General features: G+C 34.0%; 20 protein-coding genes and 1 pseudogene. 8 read left to right on the top strand and 13 right to left on the bottom strand.

Going from position 1 to position 25,453, the window contains the following annotated elements:
• Window positions 1–96: 96 nt before the first annotated feature.
• Together AC4FRF_RS01590 and AC4FRF_RS01595 are read right to left on the bottom strand one after the other, a co-directional pair.
• The gene (locus AC4FRF_RS01590; RefSeq protein ID WP_491157691.1) at window positions 97–5,712 is read right to left on the bottom strand and encodes an alpha-2-macroglobulin family protein; all 5,616 of its coding nucleotides are present in this window, start codon (window positions 5,710–5,712) and stop codon (window positions 97–99) included.
• A gap of 157 nt (window positions 5,713–5,869) precedes the next feature.
• Window positions 5,870–6,313, bottom strand: a complete 444-nt coding sequence (locus AC4FRF_RS01595; protein WP_491157692.1) for a nucleoside deaminase — start codon at window positions 6,311–6,313, stop codon at window positions 5,870–5,872.
• A 38-nt stretch (window positions 6,314–6,351) separates the two neighbouring features.
• Here AC4FRF_RS01595 and AC4FRF_RS01600 point away from each other — a divergent pair, with 38 nt between their 5' ends.
• A complete protein-coding gene (locus AC4FRF_RS01600) occupies window positions 6,352–8,142 on the top strand; it encodes a 1-deoxy-D-xylulose-5-phosphate synthase (protein ID WP_491157693.1) in 1,791 nt (596 codons plus the stop codon).
• A gap of 28 nt (window positions 8,143–8,170) precedes the next feature.
• On the top strand, window positions 8,171–9,244 hold the full coding sequence (locus tag AC4FRF_RS01605; RefSeq protein ID WP_491157694.1) for a DUF3078 domain-containing protein: 1,074 nt from the start codon (window positions 8,171–8,173) through the stop codon (window positions 9,242–9,244).
• A gap of 10 nt (window positions 9,245–9,254) precedes the next feature.
• On the opposite strand, the gene AC4FRF_RS01610 is transcribed toward AC4FRF_RS01605, so the two are convergent.
• Window positions 9,255–10,601: a deoxyguanosinetriphosphate triphosphohydrolase gene (locus AC4FRF_RS01610; protein WP_491157695.1), complete on the bottom strand. Its 1,347-nt coding sequence runs from the start codon at window positions 10,599–10,601 to the stop codon at window positions 9,255–9,257.
• A gap of 97 nt (window positions 10,602–10,698) precedes the next feature.
• On the opposite strand from AC4FRF_RS01610, the pseudogene AC4FRF_RS01615 reads away from it, so the two are divergent.
• Window positions 10,699–11,203 (top strand): annotated as a pseudogene (locus AC4FRF_RS01615) (5-methyltetrahydropteroyltriglutamate--homocysteine S-methyltransferase); the annotation flags it as partial.
• A gap of 93 nt (window positions 11,204–11,296) precedes the next feature.
• Here AC4FRF_RS01615 and AC4FRF_RS01620 read toward each other — a convergent pair.
• Complete coding sequence (locus AC4FRF_RS01620) at window positions 11,297–12,046, bottom strand: SDR family oxidoreductase (protein WP_491157696.1); 750 nt, start codon at window positions 12,044–12,046, stop codon at window positions 11,297–11,299.
• Window positions 12,047–12,115: 69 nt separating this feature from the next.
• Window positions 12,116–12,403 carry an ArsR/SmtB family transcription factor gene (locus AC4FRF_RS01625; protein ID WP_491157697.1) on the bottom strand — a complete coding sequence of 96 codons (288 nt, stop codon included), beginning with the start codon at window positions 12,401–12,403 and terminating at the stop codon, window positions 12,116–12,118.
• 122 nt (window positions 12,404–12,525) lie between these two features.
• On the opposite strand from AC4FRF_RS01625, the gene AC4FRF_RS01630 reads away from it, so the two are divergent.
• A complete protein-coding gene (locus tag AC4FRF_RS01630; RefSeq protein WP_491157698.1) occupies window positions 12,526–14,304 on the top strand; it encodes an ABC transporter ATP-binding protein in 1,779 nt (592 codons plus the stop codon).
• Window positions 14,305–14,356: 52 nt separating this feature from the next.
• Here the strand turns inward: AC4FRF_RS01630 and AC4FRF_RS01635 are convergent, their stop codons facing one another.
• The 4 genes from AC4FRF_RS01635 to AC4FRF_RS01650 form a co-directional block, all read right to left on the bottom strand.
• On the bottom strand, window positions 14,357–14,848 hold the full coding sequence (locus AC4FRF_RS01635) for an RDD family protein (RefSeq protein ID WP_491157699.1): 492 nt from the start codon (window positions 14,846–14,848) through the stop codon (window positions 14,357–14,359).
• Window positions 14,849–15,025: 177 nt separating this feature from the next.
• Complete coding sequence (locus AC4FRF_RS01640; RefSeq protein WP_491157700.1) at window positions 15,026–17,419, bottom strand: ribonucleoside-diphosphate reductase subunit alpha; 2,394 nt, start codon at window positions 17,417–17,419, stop codon at window positions 15,026–15,028.
• Window positions 17,420–17,549: 130 nt separating this feature from the next.
• Window positions 17,550–18,539, bottom strand: a complete 990-nt coding sequence (locus tag AC4FRF_RS01645; RefSeq protein ID WP_491157701.1) for a ribonucleotide-diphosphate reductase subunit beta — start codon at window positions 18,537–18,539, stop codon at window positions 17,550–17,552.
• Window positions 18,540–18,791: 252 nt separating this feature from the next.
• Window positions 18,792–19,370: a DUF3109 family protein gene (locus AC4FRF_RS01650; protein ID WP_491157702.1), complete on the bottom strand. Its 579-nt coding sequence runs from the start codon at window positions 19,368–19,370 to the stop codon at window positions 18,792–18,794.
• Between the two features lie 202 nt (window positions 19,371–19,572).
• On the opposite strand from AC4FRF_RS01650, the gene AC4FRF_RS01655 reads away from it, so the two are divergent.
• The 3 genes from AC4FRF_RS01655 (at window position 19,573) to AC4FRF_RS01665 (ending at window position 21,081) form a co-directional block, all read left to right on the top strand.
• Window positions 19,573–20,151, top strand: coding sequence for a MarC family protein (locus tag AC4FRF_RS01655; protein ID WP_491157703.1), 579 nt, complete (start codon window positions 19,573–19,575; stop codon window positions 20,149–20,151).
• A 117-nt stretch (window positions 20,152–20,268) separates the two neighbouring features.
• Window positions 20,269–20,472: a hypothetical protein gene (locus tag AC4FRF_RS01660; RefSeq protein WP_491157704.1), complete on the top strand. Its 204-nt coding sequence runs from the start codon at window positions 20,269–20,271 to the stop codon at window positions 20,470–20,472.
• Between the two features lie 3 nt (window positions 20,473–20,475).
• Complete coding sequence (locus AC4FRF_RS01665) at window positions 20,476–21,081, top strand: FAD-dependent oxidoreductase (protein WP_491157705.1); 606 nt, start codon at window positions 20,476–20,478, stop codon at window positions 21,079–21,081.
• A gap of 16 nt (window positions 21,082–21,097) precedes the next feature.
• Here AC4FRF_RS01665 and AC4FRF_RS01670 read toward each other — a convergent pair whose 3' ends face one another.
• Genes AC4FRF_RS01670 through AC4FRF_RS01680 form a run of 3 tightly spaced genes read right to left on the bottom strand, consistent with a single transcriptional unit; the run spans window position 21,098 to window position 23,699 of the window.
• The gene (locus AC4FRF_RS01670) at window positions 21,098–22,669 is read right to left on the bottom strand and encodes a S41 family peptidase (protein ID WP_491157706.1); all 1,572 of its coding nucleotides are present in this window, start codon (window positions 22,667–22,669) and stop codon (window positions 21,098–21,100) included.
• Window position 22,670: 1 nt separating this feature from the next.
• Complete coding sequence (locus tag AC4FRF_RS01675) at window positions 22,671–23,102, bottom strand: deoxycytidylate deaminase (RefSeq protein WP_491157707.1); 432 nt, start codon at window positions 23,100–23,102, stop codon at window positions 22,671–22,673.
• Between the two features lie 3 nt (window positions 23,103–23,105).
• Window positions 23,106–23,699: a HupE/UreJ family protein gene (locus AC4FRF_RS01680; RefSeq protein WP_491158290.1), complete on the bottom strand. Its 594-nt coding sequence runs from the start codon at window positions 23,697–23,699 to the stop codon at window positions 23,106–23,108.
• Window positions 23,700–23,886: 187 nt separating this feature from the next.
• Here AC4FRF_RS01680 and AC4FRF_RS01685 point away from each other — a divergent pair, with 187 nt between their 5' ends.
• A complete protein-coding gene (locus AC4FRF_RS01685) occupies window positions 23,887–24,318 on the top strand; it encodes a TerB family tellurite resistance protein (RefSeq protein ID WP_491157708.1) in 432 nt (143 codons plus the stop codon).
• A 74-nt stretch (window positions 24,319–24,392) separates the two neighbouring features.
• On the opposite strand, the gene fbp is transcribed toward AC4FRF_RS01685, so the two are convergent.
• Window positions 24,393–25,403, bottom strand: coding sequence for a class 1 fructose-bisphosphatase (fbp, locus tag AC4FRF_RS01690; RefSeq protein ID WP_491157709.1), 1,011 nt, complete (start codon window positions 25,401–25,403; stop codon window positions 24,393–24,395).
• Window positions 25,404–25,453 lie beyond the last annotated feature (50 nt).

Genomic DNA, 25,453 nt, shown 5'->3' on the forward strand with positions numbered 1-25,453 from the left:
TAGACCTAGCAGGTTTTTAAAACCTGTTAGGTGTTTTTTTTGAAATCATTCTACAGACCTAACAGGTTTCAAAAACCTGTTAGGTCTTATAAGCTGTTACTTTACAACCTCAACCCATTGTCCTTTTGTTCGAGCCAAAAAGGAATGATCATACATCGCTTCACATTGTAAGCCTGGTAAATAATAATTTCCAAGATAAGATGCATTCAACAGCACTCGAAACACCTTTTTTTCATGCGCTTGAAGACTAAAATAAAAATTAGTCCTATCATCACGAATATCAATATAATCAGCTACGTTATTAATTGCATCCCCATAATCGGTAAATCTCGTATTGACAATTTCAAAACCGGAAGGTAAAATTTGAGATAAAGCCACATTTTCAACTCGTTCATTTTTTAAATTTTTAACCGTAACCTCAGCTATAAATTCGGTTCCCTGATTCACTTTAGAAACATCAATAACAGCTCCTTTACGGTTTTTAAAAATGATATTGGCATCCAAATTATTTTGCACCACTTGCTCTTCACCAACAGGAAGAACCCCGCTATTTAGCACTCGAACATAGATTGTATTATCTTTAGTATTGGTTAGTGTAACCAAATTATCTCCCATTTTAACCTCTAAAGTGCGGTTAGCGATAGACTTCATTGTTTTTACAAGTTGAGCTTTTCCATCTTTATTATACTGAACAGCAATTCCTTTACTACCATTATTCTTTGCAAACTTAGACATCGAAAACAAACAATAAGCAGTAGTTTGTGTACTCATCCATTGGTCACTTGCTAGATTTTCAGCTAATTGCTTAGCTGTTTCAAATGCTTTTTGTTTTAAACCTAACAAAACCAAAGTCTCTAAAGTCATCGCTCTATTTCTATCACTTGAACCATAGTAATAATAACGACCATAATTCGTTTTTTCAGAATCGATATCAGCTTTTAAAACCAGAGATATTCCTGCTGCTTTTTGCCCTGCTAATGCAAATGCAGTAGCCAATCGCAACTTGGTTTCATTAGAAATATTTGCGGTTTCTCTTAATCGGTTCATCGAAGACAAATCAGGAACTCCTGCCAGAGCAAGTGTATAAAGTCTATAGGCTTGCGCTAAATCGTTACCATATTGTGGTACAAATCGCCATTGTTTCGCTTGTCTTTGTTGGTAAGCAATCCATTTTGATTTAAAATTAATAGGCAAAACATAGCCTTTTTTCTCGGCTTCAATCATAAAATGTCCCGCATAAGAAGTTCCCCAATCATCTGCAATTGTATTTCCCTGCCAATAAGAAAGGCCTCCATTTGCTAACTGAAATCCTCCTAATCTAACAATACCCGCAGTAATGTTTTTTTGAATCTTTTGTTGCTGAATCCCATCAATATCCACCACATCACTGAGATACAATTGTGGAAAAACAGAGGAAGTAGTTTGCTCCACACAACCATGAGGATACGTAATTAAATACTGTAACCTTCTATTAAAATCAATTGTTGGCATAGAAGAAACTTCGAGTTGTGCCTTATTATTCCCCGAAACTCCAAAGGTTTTCCACGAAATGGTTTTAGTACTATGTGGTTCCAGAACAATATCTTCAAAAGTATTTGTTATCGGATTTGGATTGGTCATGTCAATTTCAACATCATAAGAAGCCCTCTCTTTTCCAGAAATTGCCGTAATAGTCACTTTTCCAATTCCTGTTTTTCCTCCAACCTCTAAATCAAAATAAGTCATTTTCTCATCTGGTTGAGAAAAACTCAATGTTTGTGTTGTTGCACCAACCACTTTTAATCCGTTATTGGTTTTGATCTGAACACTTACATTTTTTACATTTTTATCCATAGCAAAAACAGTAACTGGAATGGTTACTTTTTCTGAAGGAGAAATTTTTCTTGGTAATGAAGCCAAAACCATCAAAGGACTTCTAACAGGAGTCGCTTTTTCTACACTTCCATAAGCACTTGTTTTGGCGTCTGCTGCTACTACCATTGTTCGCACAGACCCAATGTACTTAGGTAATTTTATTTGATGCGTTTTCGTTCCTCCTTTTGGTAAAACAAATGGCCCAAGATAAACAACAACGGGTTTAAAACGATTGGCTTTTTTAGCTTTTCCACCACCTAAATCCTGATCTCCTCCAATACTGAAAATCTGATTTACTTTTCCGCCATAAGCACCAATAACATCATCATATACATCCCAAGTTTTTACCCCTAAAGCTTCACGACTATAAAAACTATCCCAAGCATTTGGTGTTTTAAACCGAGTTAAGTCTAGCAAACCTTCATCAACAATTGCAATTGTATAGGTCATTTCCCTACCCATTTTTTCACTTACCTTAACATTGAATGTTTGTTCCGGTTTCAGGACTTCAGGCATTGCAATTTTAGGTTCCAAAATCGTGTTTTTATCCACCACAGCAATTGGCACAATTCCGTACATTCTTATTGGAGAATCATTTTTAGTATTCGCGTGCGGTTGCAACAAGCTAATATTAAAAAATACATTTGGCGCCATAGCCGAAGTAATCGGCACTTCTACTTTAGTTTCTCCTTTTTGGGTCGTTGCCCAAAGCGTTTGTATCACTTTTGTTCCGTTTTCAATAGCTATTAAAGCTCTTCCTCCTTCGCTTGACGGAAAAGAAATTTGCGCTTTTTCACCTACCGAATAACTTTTCTTATCCGTTGAAAAAACCAACATATTTGCGGTTGCTGCATCGGTATTTCTTGTTTTTCCGGACCAAATAGGCCAATCAATTAAAACGGTTTGTGCCGTTGCATGCCCTCCTGTTGCATCATAAACACGCACTAAATACCTTCCCCATTCCTCTTCGCCAACTGAAAATTGAAAACTTCCTTTCCCTTTGGAATCGGTATTTACAACTATTGTTTTATAAGATGTTGTAGCATTAGAAGCATTATAATTGGAAAGATTGTCCTCGGACGCATCCCACCACCATCTCCATTCGACCTTGAAAATTTTCACTTCAAGGTTTTTTACCGCTACCGGATTCCCTTTTTCATTAACAGTTACAACATCAAATCGGTTATTCTTTCCTGTTTCTAAAGTACCGTACTTATTAGGTTCCGGAGATTTAAGTCCTACATAGGTTTTATAAGGCGAATAAGTAGTGGCAATTACATCCGAACTAAAATCTCCTCCTTCTTCATAAACTTTAGTAATAAATGCCGCTTTTAACATTCCAGGTGCTTGTTCCTGCAATTTGGGTTGAATAACAACACTAGCTTTTCCATTTTCATCTACTTTTCCAGAAAAAACATTAATCTCTTCTGTGTTGAATTTACGAACCAAATCATCAAAAACGTAGTTGGGAAAATCCTTGAATTTAGTTTGCTGTTGCGAAAATTTAGCTTGCATCTCCACTTTTAAATTTTTAGCCACTGCGCCATGAAGCCAAGTCACTTCCAGATTACTAGAATTGGGATAAGAAGCCGAAAGTACCGCATTTTTAAAACTATTCTTAATGCGCAAGCGATTGGGTTTTATGGTCTCAATTTTTAAACTCTTATAAAACCTTGCTCCTCCTACGCTTACCATGGCTTCCCAATTTCCTGTTGGTGCATCAGCATCCGTTTTAAAAACAAAGGCATAGTGATTTAAATCGTTTAATTTTTGAACCGTTTGATAAATCACTTTGCCATTAGGATCAGAAATCCTCAATTTTATAGGATGTGATGCTGGTAATTTATTCGCTGCATCGTTTAATACAAATGAAAGATAGACATTATCTCCTGGACGCCAAACGCCTCTTTCTCCATAAATATAGCCCTTTAAACCTTTTTGCAAAGTCTCTCCAGCTACATCAAAATTACTTACTGATAATGAATTCCCGTCGTCCAACTTCACATAAGTGGCACTTTTACCTTCGGTGACAATGGCAAAATAAGCATACTTATTCAGTTGAAAAGTAGCAATTCCATCACTATCTGTGGTTTTCTCTTCTAGTTTTTGTTGCTGAAAACTGTACAATTCGATTTTAGCATTAGCAACAGGTTCAGTAGTAACAATGTTATTCACAGCAAAAAAATAAGATTTATCAGTTCCTCTTTTTGCAATTACTCCTAAATCAGAAGCTAGAATATTAGTTCCAATTCTATTGTTATAATAATACGAATTCGAGCAAGGATCATCTCTTTCGTTCCAATTATAATAGTCATAATAGTAATCATCATAATAATTTGAATTACTATAATTCACATCATCTTCGTCAATTTCTTCTTCGGGTTCCGGATTTTCATCAGGAACTAAATTAGCACACTTATACAAAGAATATGCTTTTTTAAATGAAAATTCTACTCGGTAAATAGCACCTGGTTCAGGCATGATTATTTGAGATAAATCTAAGGCATAAGTATTCCATTTACTGGTATTAACCAATGAATTTTCTTTTAAATTGATCGTTGTTTTTGCTACAGGCTGCCCAACTCGTTGTAAATTTTGATTCCCATTTATTTGATTGTCTTGCAGAAATTGAAGAATGTTATTTTTATAAATCTTAAATACTTTGACATCAACCGAACTTAAATTAGCAGCTTCAAAATTAAGTTTAAGATTGTTAGAACTTGGCAAAATAGTTCCATTTTTCACAAAACGAACCCCTGGTTTTATTTGATCAAAAGAAATTTTAGTGGCGTAATCTTTGTTCATTTTTTGACCATATACACTTTCTATACCTCTAAAAATTTCTACTAATAATTCTCCCGATAGTAGTTGCGGTTGCACTCCTTTTGGCGCTACATAAGTCACCACAGGAGTTACTGAAGCACTATCACTGGCAACCGAAGCCTCACTAACTGTATTAGAATCAGCTTCAGCTTGATTGTTGAAAAATACTTTCAATAAATTACCTTGTACACTAAATTTTAAATTTCGCGCATTTTGTATCGAAACTAATCCTCTAAAATCTTGTCCTTTCAACAAAGGCTCCGAAAAATTAATGGCCAAAGTTTGATTATTCCCTTCCGGAACATCCACTTTTATGACTTTAAAATCATTCTTTGCCGCAACTGCATACTCAATTTTATCTTTATCGTCAGCATCTATAGCACTCTCATCAAAATCAATTTCAACTTTACTCTCGGTGCTTAGACGCTGAATTTTATCAATAATAAAGTTAAATTCTGTTCCCGAACGGATTGATTTATCGAATTTAACTGCTAAATTACTTCCATTTTGCTTTACCGAAACAAGTTTTATAGCCGATTCTAAATCGATAACATCTGCCGTTTTTAAAACACAATTTAGGTATTGAGAATCTTTACTATACGACTGTATGTCATTTGTCAAAACTATAAAATCCTGCTTTATCGTTTTTACCGTAAAATTAAAATCCTCCAATTCTTTTGGAGTTTTTATCAACTTGGACAAATGCAAGGTAATTTGGTAAGCTGTATTTTGTTTTAATTTCCCTTTAGGTACAAAAGCAATTGTATTTCCAGATAAAGCAATGACTTTTCCATCTACACTTGGCGAAATATCAAATAAATCGCTATCTAAAACCTGATTGGCTTTCCATTCACTTTTATTAAAGCCTAAAACAACTCGAATATCTGATTTTGTCGAAACAATTCCTCCCGAAAAATTAGAAATAAAGCCTTTAAATAGAGCGAAATCAGAATTAAAATTAGAAGCTGATTTTTTAGAGCATCCTTGAATCATTAAAAAAGAAAGAAACACAAAAACAAATCCTTTTATTTTCATTTTTTTAGAAATAAAGCGTTAAATAATAGACCTAACAATTTAGTATTTAAGCAGCAACTAAATTAGTAAGTAATAATTGTAGTAAATATATGATTTTTCAAGAAACTATTTGAAACAAATCAATGGGATATTCTAACTTATAGTCTAAGAAAACAAACTATTTTCTTTTGGAAGAGAAAAAACGTTTCATTAAGTCCGCAGCTTCATCGGCTAAAATACCTCGAACCACTGTAGTTTTAGGATGTAACTGTGTTCCCATTTTTTCAAAACCGCGTTGGGCATCACTCGCTCCAAAAACAATTTTAGAGATTTGGCTCCAATACAAAGCTCCGGCACACATCTGGCAAGGTTCCAGAGTGACATAAAGAGTGCAGTTTTTGAGGTATTTTCCACCTAGATAATTTGCGGCTGCGGTTATAGATTGCATTTCGGCATGAGCAGTAACATCATTGAGTATTTCGGTTAAATTATGACTACGGGCAATAATGGTGTTATTGATTACAATCACAGCTCCAACAGGAATTTCACCTTGTTCAAAAGCGGCTTCTGCTTCCTGCAAAGCTTTTTTCATAAAATACTCGTCTGTGAAAATGTTCTCCATGCAACAAAAATACAGCATTCAATTTGTACATTTGCACTATGCTGAAAAATTTACTTTCAAACATACAAACACCAAACGATTTACGCCTACTTAACGAAGCACAACTTCCACAAGTAGCGCAGGAATTACGCGACTTTATCATCGATATTGTTTCGGTAAAAGAGGGACATCTAGGAGCTAGTTTAGGTGTTATCGAATTAACGATTGCTTTGCATTATGTATTCAATACGCCAGAAGACGCTTTAATTTGGGATGTAGGTCATCAGGCTTACGGACACAAAATCCTAACTGGGAGAAGAGAAAATTTTCACACTAACAGACAATTAGGTGGGATTTCGGGTTTTCCTAAAAGAAGCGAAAGTATTTATGATGCCTTTGGCGTAGGACACTCTTCCACTTCTATTTCGGCAGCTTTGGGAATGGCAATTGCATCTAATTTAAATGGTGATTTCGAAAAACAACATATAGCAGTTATTGGTGATGCTTCTATAGCCTCAGGAATGGCTTTTGAGGGGCTCAATCATGCTGGAGTAACAGATGCTAATTTGTTAGTCATTCTAAATGACAACGCTATTGGAATTGATCCAAGCGTTGGTGCTTTGAAAAATTATCTTACCGCTGTAAAAGAAGGTAAGAACCCAAGGCAAAACAACATGATTAAATCCTTGAATTTTAATTATTCGGGACCTATTAATGGTAACGATATTTTTGCCGTAATAAAAGAATTAAAGCGTTTACGAAAAATAAAAGGGCCTAAATTTCTTCACGTAATTACCACCAAAGGAAAAGGATTGCAACAAGCCGAAGAAAACCAAGTGCAATACCATGCACCAGGAAAATTTGACGCTACAACGGGAGAAATTATACCAAAATCAGAAGAAAATCTTCCGCCAAAATACCAAGATGTCTTTGGTTTGACCATTCTAAATTTGGCACAAAAAAACAAAAAAATAGTCGGTATCACACCAGCCATGCCTTCGGGTAGTTCTCTAAAATTTATGATGGATGCCATTCCAGAACGCGCTTTTGATGTGGGAATTGCCGAACAACATGCTGTAACTTTAGCTGCAGGAATGGCAACTCAGGGAATGATTGTTTATTGCAATATTTACTCCACTTTTTTACAAAGAGCATACGACCAAGTCATCCATGATGTGGCCTTACAAAAACTACCTGTAATTTTTTGTCTAGACAGAGCCGGACTAGTGGGCGAAGATGGAGCTACCCATCACGGCGTTTTTGATATTGCTTATTTGCGTTGCATACCTAACCTAATGATTTATGCTCCTGCTAATGAAATTGCTTTGCAAAACATTTTATATACAGCTCAATTGGGCTTAGAACAACCTATTGCAATCAGGTACCCAAGAGGTCGCGGCATAATTTCTAATTGGAAAAAAGAACATTTTGGTAACTATCAAGCCATCAATATTGGCAAAGCCAATTGTTTAAAAAACGGATCTGAAATAGCTATTTTGTCTACTGGAACAATAGAAAACAATGTTCGTTTAGCACTAGATGAAATTGATAATCCAAAACAAATTGCACATTATAACTTTGGATTCATTAAGCCATTGGACGAAAAAACATTGCATGACATTTTTCAAAAATTCAAATTCATCATCACAATAGAGGATGGCACAATTATTGGTGGGTTCGGAAGTGGAATTCTTGAATTTGCTGCTCAAAACAATTATCATTCTAGTATTAAAACATTAGGTATTTTAGATAATTTTATTGAGCAAGGAACTGTAAATCAGCTACAACAAAATTGCGGAATTGACGTTAAAACACTAAAATTACTTTTTTTAAGTTATATAAATAAGTAATTTGCGCAACTTAAATCTCAATTTAATAATGAAAATACAAAACCTTAGCTATATTATAATTGCATTTATATCCCTAACTAACAGTGCTGTTTTTTCTCAGACTGAAATTGATACAACCGATAATAATGTTAAAATTATCATTCTCCCAGTATTGAATGATAACTTTTACAGAAAGCCAGAACCGCAAAAACTAAAGTATACTTTGGCTACTAGACAAATTGCACCTCCACCAATTATAACACCATTACCTTCTAACTGGAGTAAGAAAAATGTACTGGGATTTGATATTTCCGAAATTGCTTTTGTCAATTGGAGTGCCGGTGGTACCAACTCTGTTTCTGGTTTGTTAAAAGGTGATTTTAACCGCACCTATGAAAAAAAACTGGTGAAATGGGTAAACGAACTGAGTATTCGATACGGAATGAACAAACAAGATGGAATAGAAATTAGAAAAACTGACGATGCTTTTAGATTTAACTCTACTTTTGGTTACCGAAAAGATCCTGAAAGCAATTGGTTTCATTCAGCTAAACTTAATTTTAATACTCAATTTACCAACGGTTACAAATATCCGGACAAAGAAAATCCTATCTCCAGATTGTTTGCTCCAGCCTACATGTTTTTAGGAACAGGAGCAGAAAACAGCACCAAAGATAAAAGACGAGTGATATACTTTTCTCCTTTTACCTACAAAGCTACTTTTGTCTGGGATCAAACTTTAGCAAACAAAGGAGCATTTGGTGTTGAAAAAGCCACTTACGACGCAGATGGAAACCTACTTACCAAAGGAAAAAGAGCCAAAAACGAATTAGGAATTTTATTTACGAACAACTATAAAAAAGAAATAGCAAAAAATGTAGTTTTTGTAAACACGCTAAGTTTATACTCAGATTATCTTAATAATTTTGGAAATGTTGACGTGGATTGTGATTTAGCCTTAAACCTAGTTGTAAACCAATATGTAAAAGCTAACATTGGGGCACGAATTCTATATGATGACGATATCAAAAACAAAACTGAAGTTGACGGAGTCACTGTAAACGAAGGCCCTAAAACTCAAATTAAACAAGTTTTAGGGGTTGGTCTTACTTATGCTTTTTAAGTCTAAGTCTTTATCTTTTCTTTCTACCGTTTATTGTTTCATATAATTCCAAGGCATTTCCGTCAGTTAGCAAAGAAACATAATGGCAAATATGTAATAATCGATCGTATAAATTTTCTTTTTCTAGATGGTGCTTTTCTGGCAGTAATTTCAAGATTAATTTATCATAATTAGAAGCTGTACCATTAAATTTATTATCGTAAGCTGTAATAAATTTATCCAATAGGGTTTGTATAATTTGGTACCCAACCAATTCCTTTTCGATAACTTCTCGGCTTTGGTAAATATTATCAATACTGATTTTGATAATATCATCCATTTGTGCTTTATACTTACTCTTATCCATTAATGCAAAAGGAAATTTACCTTGCAAAATAGCTTCTTCATTAGCAATAAATACTTTTACAGCATCGTTGATTAAACTACTAATTGCCAAAGCACGCAAATAACTAATACGATCTTCTTTGGTTTCTAAAGTTTTATATTTTGAGGTATTAATACTGTCTTTCACTAACTTAATTAGGTATTCCAATGCAAAATCTTCAGAGACCAAACCTAAATTAATTCCGTCCTCAAAATCAATGATTGTATAACAAATATCATCAGCAGCTTCTACTAAATAAGCAAGTGGATGCCTTTCAAAACCAATATCTTCTCCTGATTTATTAGGAATCAATCCCATATCCTGAGCTGCTTCCTGAAAAAATGCTGCATCTGCCTGAAAGAAACCATATTTTTTATCGGCAATATTTCGGGTTGGCTTTTTTGGCAAACTCTCTTTTGGGTATTTCATAAAAGCTCCAAGAGTTGCATAAGAAATTCGGAGTCCTCCCTCAATTCCTGGACGACTAGATGTCAAAACGGAAAAACCATTGGCATTGCCTTCAAAATCAATTAAATCCTGCCATTGTTTTGGTGTTAAATACTCTTGGTATTTTTTTCCTTTTCCATTCGAAAAATACTCTCCAATAGCCTTCTCTCCTGAATGACCAAAAGGAGGATTCCCAATATCATGCGCCAAAGAAGCCGCTGCAACTATAGCTCCAAAATCGTTCATATGAAAACCATGAACTTCTTTTAAATGTGGATATTTCTCTATGATTTTTTTTCCAACTAAACGACCTAAAGAACGTCCCACAACCGAAACTTCTAAACTATGTGTCAAACGAGTGTGCACAAAATCAGTTTTAGAAAGAGGAATTACCTGAGTTTTATCTTGTAAACTTCTAAAAGCTGCTGAGAAAATAATACGATCATAATCTACTTCAAATCCTAATCTTGTATCATCTTGCTCAATTCGTAATCGCTTGCTTGTGTCGCCTTGTCGTTTTAAAGATAATAATTGTTCCCAGTTCATGTTGATTTTAGATTGTAGATTTATTATTCTTAATTAAAAATCAAAAATACGGTTTATTTTATGATTTTATAAAACAAAAACACGTAAACAAAGCCGTATCAAAATCATTCAAATTGACGAACCGGCTATTCGTGAAGGATTGCCTATATATAAAGAAGAATGGGCTAATTATTTGGATTGGGCTATTAAAGCATTCCGAATTTCGGCTAGCGGAGTAGCTGATGACACACAAATTCACACGCACATGTGTTACAGTGCATTTAACGACATCATTCAAAACATTACCGACATGGATGCCGATGTAATTACCATTGAATATTAGCGTTCGCAAATGGAATTGCGGGATACTTTTGCCGATTTTAAATATCAAAACCAAATTGGTCCTGGAGTTTACGACATTCACTCGCCACGTGTTCCATCTCATGAAGAAATGATACATTTGCTAGAAAAAGCAGCAGCTGTTATTCCTACCAACCAACTTTGGGTAAATCCGGATTGTGGTTTAAAAACCCGCACTGGGAGAAAACTTAAAAAGCTTTAATTGAAATGGTTAATGCTGCTAAAAAATGCGTCAAACTGTTGAGAATGCAGTAACCGCCTAATTATATTTCCTTTATTTATTAAAGAAGCCCTAGTCGATTCAATGCAACTAGGGCTTCTCCTTTTTAAAACAAATAATTAACTAAATAATTTCATTAAAGTGTAGCGGCACCTCCGTCTAATAACAATTCACCACCTATCATAAATTTAGAATCATCTGAAGCTAAATAAAGAAATCCAGCTGCCATCTCCTCTGAAGATCCCAATCGTTTTGCTGGTATTCCTGATGCAAAATGGTTTTTAGTTCCATTAGCTTCTTCTTCCGAAGCTCCTCCTCTTGAGAAGATTGGTGTATCAATTGGCCCAGGCGAAAGTACATTTACACGAATATTTCTATCCAATAATTCTGCTGATAAAGTTCTGGCTAAAGAACGTACGGCTGCTTTAGAAGCTGAATAAGCTGCTGTAGTTGCAAAACCTTTATGCGCTACTGTAGAAGCAGTAATAATTATAGAACTTCCATCATTCAAATAAGGCAATGCTTTTTGAATACTAAAGAAAACCCCTTTGAAATTAATATCACTGGTTTGATCAAACATTTCTTCAGTATAATCGGCTAAGGGAGCAGCAATAAAAACTCCTGCATTTACAACCAACACATCAATTTTTCCGAATGTATCTTTTACGGTCTTGAAAGTTCTGTCAATAGTATTGATATCCGAAACATCACTTACAAATCCTATTGAAGCATTTCCAATATCGAATACTGCTTCGTCAATTGTTGCTTTGTTGCGTCCTGTGATCGCAACTTTAGCTCCTTCCTCTGCAAACAATTTAGCTGTAGCCAAACCTATTCCACTGTTTCCTCCTGTTACAACAGCAACTTTATTCTGTAATTTTTTCATAACATTATATTTTTATTATTTTAAGTATTTAAATATCTAAATATTTCGATGTTTTTAATCAAAAAAAAGCTAAAGTCCAAAATTGCCAATGTATCTGGCATAAGCACTACAAACCTCTTTGTTAATTTCAAACTTTAAATTACGTCCATCTTTATCAGCAATTAACAAATCGGCTTCTATTAATTGTTTCAAATGATGCGACATGGTAGATTGTGCCAAATTAAACTCAGCAGAAACATCACAACATTGTACACAGCCTTCTCCTTTACTAATAATTTTCATTATTTTCAAACGATAAGGATCTCCTAATGCCTTTGAAATTTTCTCTACTTGTTTGCTATTTAACTCGGTAATCATAAGGCAAAAGTAAAAATATATTTTAATATATCGAAATATTTCGATGCAATATTTTAAATTTGCATTAATATAAATTTATCCAGTTAATTTTATATTTTAATTTCTTCTTAAAAAGAAAACTTATGCAACTTTTATATTCGTACATCAAAACTCATAAAACGCTTTTATACATCGCTTTATTATTAGCAACCATCAACCAATGTTTCTCATTATTTGATTCCATTATTATAGGTAAACTACTAAACGAATGTGGTGTTGGGGTTGCCAATTTTAACCACAACCAAATGCATTTTGTAAAAGCCGTTTTGGGTTGGCTGGCATTATCATTAGGAGCAGCGATGGTTTCCAGAATTGCCAAAAATTTTCAGGATTACTTTACCAATATCATCATTCAGCGGACAGGCGCTCAAATGTACACCGACGGTATTCAAAAAGCCTTGCAATTACCTTTTCAGGATTTTGAAGACCAACGTAGTGGAGAAACCTTAGGAAAACTCCAAAAGGTAAAAATTGACTGCGAAAAATTCATCACGCTGTCTATTTCTTTAATATTTCAATCTATAGTAGGAATTGTTTTTGTAGTTGTGTATGCCGTAAGTATTCATTGGCTTTTAGGTCCAATATTTCTGGTAACCGTTCCTGTGATTGCCTTTATTAGTTCATTTTTAGGCAAAAAAATCAAAAAAGTATCCAGAGAAATTTTAGGTGAAACTACTGCATTAGCAGGAGCAACTACTGAATCTTTGCGTAATATCGAATTAGTAAAAAGTTTAGGATTAACCGATCAGGAAATCAACCGATTAAATGCCACCACAATCAAAATTCTAGGTTTAGAACTTAAAAAAGTACGCTTTATTCGCTCCTTAAGTTTTATTCAGGGTACGACTGTTCATTTTATGAGAACCAGTTTGGTTTTTGCCCTTTATATGTTCATTTTTCAAGACATTATCAAACCTGGTGATTTGATTACATTGATGTTCTTTTCATTCTTCCTATTCAATCCCTTACAGGAATTAGGTAATGTAATTGCAACCTTTAATGAAACCAAAGCTTCCATGGACAATTTTGCCGATTTGATGAATACTAAAATCGAAAAAACACCAAAAAACCCAAAAACTATTGGAGCAATTAACCATTTAAGTTTTAAAAATGTATCTTTTAAACACAAAACTGCCAAAGAGTATGCTGTAAAAAACATTTCGTTTGAAGCAGAAGTGGGTGAAACCATTGCTTTTGTAGGCCCTTCCGGAAGCGGAAAAACCACTTTAGTAAAAATGTTAGTAGGTCTATACAATCCGGCAGAAGGAGCTATTTTTTACAATGAAAAAAATGCCAAGGAAATTGACATTACCGAACTCAGACAGCAATTGGGTTTTGTAACTCAGGATGCACAATTATTTTCCGGAACCATAAAAGACAATTTGCTTTTTGTAAAACCTAATGCTACCGATGAGGAAATCAATGATGTTTTACAAAAATCAGCTTGTCAAAATTTATTAAAACGCGCTGAAAACGGAATTTACACTACCATAGGTGAAGGCGGCATTAAAGTGTCTGGCGGGGAAAAACAACGTTTGTCTATTGCGAGAGCTTTACTTAGAAATCCGCATTTATTGCTTTTTGATGAAGCTACCTCAGCTTTAGATTCCATTACCGAAGAAGAAATCACCAAAACCATCCGTAGCATTTCATCCAAAAAAGATCAAATTACAGTGTTGATAGCGCATCGATTATCAACGATTATGCATGCCGATAAAATATTTGTATTGGAACAGGGACAAATTATCGAACAAGGTAAACACGATGATTTATTAACCGAAAAAGGCTTGTATTACGCTATGTGGAGACAGCAGATAGGAGAAAGAAACAGCAATTTAGCGAAAACGGAAAATCATCTCTAAAACTATTTAATACAAACCAAATAAGTAATTTGAAACAAACATTAAAAAACGTTTAAACCGGATTAGCCATAGCATTAAATTGCTTTCTCATTTTATTCAGTTTACGTTTTTTAACTACGTAAGTTTGAGAAAAAGTATCGTGCCAACCTCTTGGTAATTCACTTAAAAAAGTAAATACTTCAAAAGGGATAAAACGACAACAAGTTCTAATAAAAAATGTCTTTTTAGAAGGCTTAGAACCATCTGTTCTAACAACAATCGTATGTGTTATCAACTTAGCAATAGTTCGGGAAAAATAAACCTCCGTAAAATAATAATATAAAAAAGCAACCGCAACGGCATAAAAGCCAATTTCCATAACCGAAAGATTTTCGACCCAGTTGGAAAGTTCAAAATTATTTGCGGATAAAGCTACCAAAATGATTGTCGTTCCTAAACTTAAAACGATAATATAAACAAACATTAAATCGATGCAAAGATTAAGGAAACGCTGAAATTGAGTGGCGTATAATTCATCTGTTATTGTAAATCCTTCGTTTTTCATGACTATACAATTTAGTGTTAAAAAAGAATCCTTTACTAAATCAACCTACTCAAATATAATGAATTATAAGCAAAAAGAGGAATCAAACTGAATTTAAATATTTGATTAAAACAAAAAAACAGTCATCAAAATTGATGACTGTTTTTAAAATTATTTTGAATTAATAACTAACGCTCGTTATGAACCGCACATTTCGCAATCTTCTGGTCCTCCAGCCTGAGCTTTCAGAATCATTGCTTTGTATTCGTTAATATCAATAGAATCTGTTTTTACTTCTTCAGTAGCAGCAGGTTGTTCTTTTTTATCATTATTTAAAGTAAACTTAATAGCATCTACTGCCGATTTCGTTCTTAAATAGTACATACCTGTTTTCAATCCAGATTGCCACGCATAGAAGTGCATCGAAGTTAATTTAGCATAATTAGCATCTTGCATGAACAAGTTTAATGATTGTGATTGGTCAATAAAATACCCTCTTTGACGAGACATATCGATAATATCTTTCATTGACATTTCCCAAACTGTTTTATACAATTCTTTCAAATCCTGAGGAATCACATCAATGTTTTGAACCGATCCATTGTGACGCATGATTTCTTGTTTCAAGCTTTCATTCCACAATCCACGTTCAACTAAATCATGTAATAAATGTTTGTTTACCACAATAAACTCACCTGACAATACACGACGTGTATAAATATTTGAAGTATAAGGTTCAAATGCTTCGTTGTTTCCTAAGATTTGAGAGGTAGAAGCCGTAGGCATTGGGGCTACTAATAATGAGTTACGCACTCCATGCTCCATTACTTCTTTTCTTAATGAAGCCCAATCCCAACGACCAGATAATTCTTCGTCTTTTAATCCCCATAAATTGTGTTGGAATTCTCCTTTAGAAATTGGAGAACCTTCATAAGTAGAATATGGTCCTTCTTCTTTTGCCATTTCCATAGAAGCGGTTACAGCAGCAAAGTATAAAGTTTCGAAAATTTCCTGATTTAATTTCTTAGCTTCATCACTTGTAAACGGCATACGCAACATGATAAAAGCATCGGCTAACCCCTGAACACCTAAACCTACCGGTCTATGGCGAAGGTTAGAATTCTCAGCTTCCTGAACCGGATAGTAATTTCTATCAATTACTTTGTTCAAGTTTCTGGTAACACGTTTGGTAACGTTAAATAAAGCTTCATGATCAAATTTTCCGTTCTCCACAAACATTGGTAATGAAAGCGAAGCCAAGTTACAAACCGCAATTTCATCCTTAGAGGTATACTCCATAATTTCGGTACACAAGTTAGAAGAACGAATTGTTCCCAAATTCTTTTGGTTCGATTTACGGTTAACTGAATCTTTATACAACATATAAGGCGTTCCCGTCTCGATTTGAGATTCTAGAATTTTCTCCCACAACTCACGTGCTCTGATGGTTTTTCTACCTTTTCCTTTAGCTTCATAATCCGTATACAAAGCTTCAAATTCTTCTCCATACACATCATACAAACCAGGACATTCGTTTGGACACATTAAAGTCCATTGTCCGTCTTCCTGTACACGTTTCATGAACAAATCCGAAGTCCACATGGCAAAGAATAAATCTCTGGCACGCATTTCTTCTTTACCAGTATTCTTTTTCAAATCTAAAAATTCGAAAATATCAGCATGCCATGTTTCGATATAAATCGCAAAACTACCTTTACGTTTTCCTCCACCTTGATCTACATAACGAGCCGTATCGTTAAATACTCTCAACATTGGAACAATTCCGTTAGAAGTCCCGTTAGTACCACGAATGTAAGAACCTGTTGCACGAACATTGTGAATAGAAAGTCCAATTCCTCCCGCTGATTGCGAGATTTTAGCCGTTTGTTTTAATGTATCATAAATTCCATCAATACTATCATCCTGCATTGCCAAAAGGAAGCAAGAAGACATTTGAGGTTTTGGTGTTCCTGCATTAAACAAAGTTGGTGTAGCATGTGTAAAGAACTTTTTAGACATTAAATCATAAGTCTCTAAAACAGCCTGCAAATCATCTAAGTGAATACCAACCGATACACGCATTAACATATGTTGTGGTCTTTCAACAATTTTACCGTTTATTTTTAACAAATAAGAACGCTCTAATGTTTTGAAACCAAAATAATCGTAATTAAAATCTCTATTGTAAATAATATGAGAATCTAAGAATTCTGAATTTTCTTGAATAACCTTAAAAACCTCATCCGAAATTAACGGTGCTTTTTGTCCGTTTCTTGGATTTACATAATGATACATTTCAGTCATTGTCTCAGAAAACGACTTTTTAGTATTAGAATGTAAGTTAGAAATAGCAATTCTAGCTGCTAACTGAGCATAATCAGGATGTGCAATAGTCATCGAAGCCGCAGTCTCGGCTGCTAAATTATCTAACTCTGACGTAGAAACTCCATCATATAATCCTTCGATTACTCGCATTGCCACTTTTACGGCATCCACTAAATCATTTAAACCATAGCAAAGTTTTTTAATTCTTTCTGTGATTTTGTCGAACATTACTGGCTCTTTGTGGCCGTCTCTTTTTACTACGTACATAGGTTTTGGTTTTTGTAAAACAGAGAATCCCTTCCCTGCTTTGGGTTATTTGTAATCTTTGTTTTGCCCATTGGGCGAAAAAGCACAAGGCTTTTATATTGTTTCACTTGTAATCAAGTGCTATTTTATATTAAAAATCAGCGTCAAAAGATATTTTTTGAGCATCTGAATCATTAGAAGTTCCACTATTCAAAACTCCTGATTTTTGGTACTCAGATACTTTTTTCTCAAAGAAGTTTGTTTTTCCTTGTAGTGAAATCATATCCATAAAGTCAAATGGATTCGCAGTGTTATACACTCTATCGCAACCTAATTCTACTAACAATCTATCCGTTACAAATTCTAAATACTGAGTCATCAAACCAGCGTTCATCCCAATCAAACTCACAGGAAGTGATTCAGTAATAAACTCTCTTTCAATATCTAAAGCGTTTACAATAATTTCTTTAATTCTTTCTTTAGAAACTTTATTTACTAAATGATGGTTGTGTAAATGCACCGCAAAATCACAGTGAACTCCTTCATCGCGAGAAATTAGTTCGTTAGAAAACGTCAATCCTGGCATTAAACCACGTTTTTTTAACCAATAAATAGAACAAAAGGCTCCTGAAAAGAAAATTCCTTCCACAGCTGCAAAAGCAATTAATCTTTCCGCAAAAGAATCAGATTCAATCCATTTTAAAGCCCAATCTGCTTTTTTTCTAATAGCAGGAAAAACATCTAAGGCATTGAACAACTCATCTTTCTCTGCTTCGTCTTTTACATAAGTATCAATCAAAAGTGAATAGGTCTCACTGTGGATGTTTTCCATCATGATTTGGAAACCATAGAAAAATTTAGCTTCAGCATATTGTACTTCATTAACAAAGTTCTCTGCTAAATTCTCGTTTACAATTCCATCAGAAGCAGCAAAAAAAGCTAAAATGTGTTTGATGAAATATTTCTCATCCGAATTCAACTTATTGTTCCAATCATGTAAATCCTGAGACAAATCGATCTCTTCTGCAGTCCAAAAACTAGCCTCCATTTTTTTATACCATTCCCAGATATCATGGTGTTTAATTGGAAATATTACGAAACGATTTTTATTCTCCTGTAAAATTGGTTCAATTTGCGACATTGTAATTCTATTTTTAATGAGATTTAAGGATAGTTTTTTGCTTTTTGAAGCTTTACAAAGATTGTGAAATATTGCGGCAATTAAAAGCCAAACTTATTCACAATACCCCCTAGTTTTTAACAAAGACAGAAAAGACATTCAAATTGGTTAAAAAAAACAACCCTTTAAAAATCAATCATTTAAAAACTCGAAAACGTTGTAAACGGGCATAAAATATAGGATTAAAAAAATAGAAAACAAGAAAAAAATAGTTTATTTTGACTTCACTTTTTTCCATTCTCGAGCCACTACTTCAAGCTCCAAATACCAGTCTTCACCAAATCTTCTTATCAGTGCTTCCTTTACAAATTTATACACTGGAACTTCCAATTCTTTACCCAAAGTACAGGCGTCGTCACAAATATCCCATTTATCATAATTCACGGCAGCAAACTCAGTAAAATCTTTTACACGCACTGGATACAAATGACAGGAAACTGGTTTTTTCCAATCGACCAAACCTTGATTGTAAGCCTGCTCTATTCCACACAAAGCCGTTTTACCGTCAAAAATAACATATGCACAATCCTTATTGTCGATTAAAGTAGTTTCTAAATCTCCATCAGTACCTTTCACCCAGGTTCCCTGAGCTTCAATCGCCTCGATTCCTTCTTTTCGCAAAAAAGGCTTTACCTTAGGATAGATTTCTTCCAAAATCTTAGTTTCCTCTTCATTTAATGGTGCCCCAGCATCTCCATCAATACAGCAAGCCCCGTGACAAGCTGACAAATTACACACAAATTCCTTTTCTAAAATATCCTCAGAAACTATTGTTTTTCCTAATTGAAACATAACTTTTAAACACTTTCATTACAGACTACAAAGGTAATCAATCTCTCTCTAACAAAAGAAGGATAATTCTACCGTTAGAATAATATTTGCTTGGCTAAAAAACAGGTTATAAAAGATTAATTTAATTTTACATTTAGCTATTTTTACATTTAAATCAATTAACAATACCTGCCAAATTAATTTTTCAAAAACAACAAAAAATATGCTCTTAATAAACCTAAAAGAAATTATCACCGTAGGAATGGTTCTTTTCGCCGTTATTGATATTGTAGGTTCCGTCCCAATAATTGTAGATCTTAGAAAAAAACACGGCCATATTGATTCTGAAAAAGCTGCATTAGTAGCAGGAATCATAATGTTGGTTTTCCTTTTTATAGGTGAAGATTTCTTAAGCATCATAGGTATTGACGTACATTCATTTGCTGTAGCGGGGTCTTTTGTACTCTTTTTTATTGCCTTGGAAATGATACTTGGAATACGTATTTACAAAGACGAAGAAGCCAACTCAGCCTCTATTGTTCCTCTGGCATTTCCGTTGATAGCCGGAGCTGGAACCATGACCACTTTACTTTCTTTACGCTCGCAATATCATACTATAAACATAGTAATAGCCATCCTTCTCAATATTATTCTAGTCTATATTGTATTAAAATCTTCTTCCAAAATTGAAAAACTATTAGGAAAAAACGGACTTGGAGTAGTCAGAAAAGCATTTGGTGTAGTACTTCTAGCTATAGCTGTTAAATTATTTGCTTCTAATGTTAAAGGACTGTTCATCTAAACGATTTTTTTATAATTTTACCCAATAATTTAGCCTGTAAAAACAATCTGGGATTCAGAATAAAGAATTTCTTTCTTTCTCAAAACAGATTATTAGTTACAAGTCAAAATAAACAACATGAAAATTTTTACCAACATCTTAGTGTTTTTAGCTGCAGCACTTGTCATTTTCAACATTACTCAATTAGATTTTAGTAATCTTTTCAAGGAAGACAATGCAGTGGCTTTTATTGGAATAGCTGCTTCTTGTTGCGCCATCCTGATTCTAATCATTTTTAGAATGTCTAAAAAAATAGAAGACAAAATGAACGACAAACTATAATATATGTTTGACGTATTAATCATTGGCGGAGGTGTTTCTGGAATGTCCTGTGCTTTAGTATTGGGGTCTGCAAAAGAAAAAAAATTCATGTCTGATAAAAAAATAGGCATCTTTTCTCACCAAAAATCATCCTCTCTTCAAGATGCTTTGTTTAATAATGCTTACGGAATTCCTGCCGGAAAATTAGGTTCTGAGTTACTTAGTGAAAGTATCGAACATTTAAGCCAGACTTACCCACACATTACACAAATTCAAAACGAAAAAGTTTTTCGCATTGAAGGAAGCGCTCCTAATTTTACCGTTATTACCAATAAAAACAATTACAAAACCAAAGCTGTTGTAGTAGGAATAGGCTCTGCCAATACTTTTGCTATCGAAGGATTAATGCAATATGTGATACCGCATCAAAAAGCACTTCCTGAAAAACAAAGAATACAATTAAAAAACACAGACCATCTGGTTACCGAAGGCATCTATGTTATTGGAACTTTAGCCGGATGGAGAAGCCAACTAGCCATTGCTGCCGGAAGTGGTGCAGCCGTTGCTACAGATATCCTTACTTTATGGAATAATGGTACCGAAACCCATTCTCACGATAGTATTCGATAAACCTTTTAAAAATTCTCTATTTTTTCAAAACCTTTTTCAACATCACATCGTCCTTTAGAATAATATCATAATAGGCTTTTTCACCAAATAATTGTTTAGCAAATTCAGCATTTAAATAGCGTTTTACTACCTCTTTACTTTTTTCCAACTGAATACCAGGAACATGCTTAACTAAAAACAAATTAAAAGAAGAAAAATACTTATCAGTAGCATTCATTTTACTCAGAAATTCATCAAATGAAAGTCCACTAAAATCATTTCTATTTTTATCCAATTGTTCAAAAACAAAATTCCCCACAATACCGGATTCCATTAAAAAAACAGTAGCTTCATCGGCATTTTCAAATTCTAGTGGCACAAAAATATCAGGAACAATTCCGCCGCCGCCATACACAATTTTCCCTTTTGGGGTTTTAAACTTTAAGCTATCCGCAACCTTTATACTGTCTTTATCGTATAATTCACCATTTTTAAATCGCAATTCTGACTCTTTAAAATACTGTTCCGCGCCCTTAGCATAAGGTTTTTGAATAGATCTTCCTGTAGGTGTATAATAGCGCGCTACCGTCAATCGAACTGCAGAACCATCCTCAAAATCCATTTCGCGTTGCACCAATCCTTTACCAAAAGAACGACGCCCCACAATAACTCCTCTATCATTATCCTGAACTGCACCAGCCAGAATTTCACTAGCAGAAGCCGAATTTTCGTTGATTAAAATGAATAATTTTCCGGTTTCAAAGTCGCCTTTTTTAGTAGCATAGGTTTTATCCACCCTGCCTTTTTTATTTTTAGTAAAAACAATCAACTTTTTATCCGATAATAACTCATCAGCAATATCAATAGCCTCTTCCATATAACCTCCACCATTATCTCGAAGATCAATCACTAGCGTTTTTGCACCTTCTTTTTTCAATCGAATCAAATTTGACCTAAACTCCTCATAGGTAGTCTCAGCAAAACGATTGATTTTTATGTAAGCTGTAGTTGGGTTTAACATTAAACCCACATCAACACTTTTAATTGGAATAATTCCACGCTTGACAGTCAGTGTTATTTTTCTCTTTTCAGATTTTCTATAGATAGTAAGAGCTACCAGAGAACCTTCTTTTCCTTTAAGTTTTGCAAATAAAGAATCAGTTGGTAATTTACGTCCATACAGTTTTACTCCATCTGCATACAAAATCCTGTCTCCAGCTTTGATTCCTGCTTTTGCCGAAGGGCCATTTTTCATTGGTTCAACGATAGCTACCGTATCTTTATAAACATAAAATCGAATGCCAATACCCACAAAATCACCTTTCATATTTTCGGCTACTTCCGCTTGCTCACTAGGCGGAATATACACCGAATGAGGATCTAGCTGCGACAAAATATTATCGACCGTTTTATTCACAATAGAATCCGTATCGAGCTCATCTACATATTCATTATTGATAAAATCAATTAATTTATTGAGTTTGACTTTTGAATGATTGACAGCAGCATAAGGATTGCTACTGGAAAAGTTCAAAAATCCGCCAATAAATATTCCTATCGAAAGAATGACAGCAACGTAAATAGGTATGTATCTATAGTTTATTTTCACTTTACTCTTCTAATTCTGGAATATGATCTACAATTACACCTGCTTTTTTTAAAAACTGAATTCCAGAATCATCTCGGTATCCATTTTGATAGACCACTCTTTTTATTCCAGACTGATGGATTAATTTACTACATTCTTTGCAAGGAGAAAGCGTAATATAAAGTGTTGCTCCCTCGCAAGACTGTGTAGAACGCGCTACTTTAAGAATAGCATTTGCTTCGGCATGCAAAACATCCCATCTTGTTAAACCTTCTTCATCTTCGCAGCAATTATCAAAGCCAGAAGGCGTTCCGTTATAACCATCTGAAATAATCATTCTATCTTTTACAATAATCGCTCCTACCTGCTTGCGCTTACAGTAAGACAAAAGCCCCCATTCCTTAGCAATACGGAGATAAGCCTTATCGTATTTATTTAATTTCTTTTGTTCCATAATTTATCGTAACCAAATTTTATTCCCTATAATAATTGGCAAAACTACTCCAATTATAAACGCCGACATAACCAACGTCCAATCTCTTTTAGAAAACCTAAAAACCGTTTGCACAATATAAGCTAAAATCAAAACTACCAGAATAACCACTAATTGACCCACCTCAATTCCCAAACCCGATTCTAAAATAGCTAATAATTTTGAGGTTGCAGTTCCGCGATATATGTTTTTAAAATGATTTAAAAATCCTAAACCATGAATAATTCCGAAGAAAAGCGTGATAAAGAAAACCAAATTAACACTTTCTTTCTTGCCTGATTTTCCCGCTGTAAAAAGATGAAACAAAGCCACTATTAAAATTGTAATTGGAATAAGCAATTCAATTACAGCTACTTTGACAGCTATAATCCCATACAAAGTAAGCAATAATGCGATGGTATGCCCTAGCGTAAATGAAGTAACCAATATTAAAACACGTTTCCAATCCTTAAAAGAAAGCGGAATTGCTAAAGCAACTAAAAACAAAATATGATCGTAGGAATAGATATTTAAAATATGTTTTAATCCTAATTGAAAGTAGATTAAAAATTGCGACATCATAGACACTATTTAATTGATAAAGGGGTTGTAAACTTACGATTAATTTTGAAACTCCTCAATCCAATTTTCCAATTCCTTTTAATAATTTTAACCAAAACAACATTTCTCGTTAAATAATTTTTAAAAGAAAATTAATAATTTAAAAATTGAATTATATTTGCCGAATAAAAAAAACACAATAATTATGTCATTTTCAGATTTATTTGATAGCGAATTTAAACAAAGAAATAAGGGACATTTTTCTGCGATTGTTCGTGTTGCTCTAGCTGATGGTATTGTTTCTAACGAAGAGAAAGACTTCTTAGACAAATTAGCTACGAAACTTGAAATTTCTGCATCAGAGTATGAAGAAATTTTAGAGAATCCAACAGTACACCCAATCAACCCTCCTTATTTATACTCTCAAAGACTAGAGCGTTTATACGATTTAGCTAGAATGGTCCACGTTGACCATCAATTAGGTGACAAACAGGAAGTGGTTTTAAAGAAAATTGCTGTTGGTTTAGGTTTTACACCTAGCAACGTGAATTACATTATAGCTAAAGCCATGTCTTTAGTAGATAAAAAAGTGGATTTTGACACTTTTGCATACGAAATGCAAAACATGCACAAGTAATTTTTACTTTTTATACAACACAATAAAGCTCTTGAAAACACAATCAAGAGCTTTTTTATTACTTTATATGAATATCATTTACTTGCTTTAAGCATAAATTCTTCCGCTTTAGTTACCATATTGTAACTTCCACAGAAAAAAGGTACTCGTTCGTGCAATTCAGTTGGTTTAATTTCCATAATTCTTCTAAACCCATCCGATGCTTTTCCTCCAGCCTGCTCTGCAATAAATGCCATTGGATTGCATTCGTAGAGCAATCTTAATTTTCCTTTGGGCGCTTTAGAACTGGTAGGATAAATATAAATTCCTCCTTTAATCATATTTCTATGAATATCCGAAACCAAACTACCAATATATCTTGACGTATATGGTCTATCTTCTTCTTCCGATTGACAATATTTAATATAATCTTTTACCCCTTGAGGGAACTGAATATAATTTCCTTCGTTAATAGAATAAATATGACCGTCTTTAGAAAATTTCATATCAGGATGCGAAAGATAAAAAGTCCCAATTGCCGGATTCAACGTAAAACCATTTACTCCGTGCCCAGTAGTATACACAAGCATTGTTGATGTACCATAAATTACATATCCTGCTGCTACTTGCATAGTTCCAGGTTGCAAAAAATCTTCAAGGGTAACTGGAGTTCCTACTGGCGTAATTCTTCTGTAAACCGAAAAAACAGTACCTACTGACACATTAACATCAATATTAGAAGATCCATCTAAAGGATCCATCAAAACAACATACTTGTTCTTATGACTGTTATCATTTCCTTCTACGGTTATGAACTCATCATTTTCTTCCGATGCAATTCCGCAAACAATTTCGCGATTCTTTAAGGTTTGAATAAAAACTTCATTGGCATAAACATCTAATTTTTGCTGATCTTCACCTTGAATATTAGTTTCACCAGCAGCTCCGGTAATGTCTACCAAACCCGCTTTATTTACTTTATAACTAACTACTTTTGCAGCCAATCGGATTGAATTGATTATTCGAGATAACTCTCCTGATGAATATTGAAATGCTTTTTGGTTTTCAATAATAAATTCCCCTAAGGTTTTAGCACTTTCCTCCATTACGAAATCGATATAATTAAAGTTTGAAGTAACAAATATCGTTTTTTTTG

Source organism: Flavobacterium sp. ST-158, from assembly GCF_058309975.1.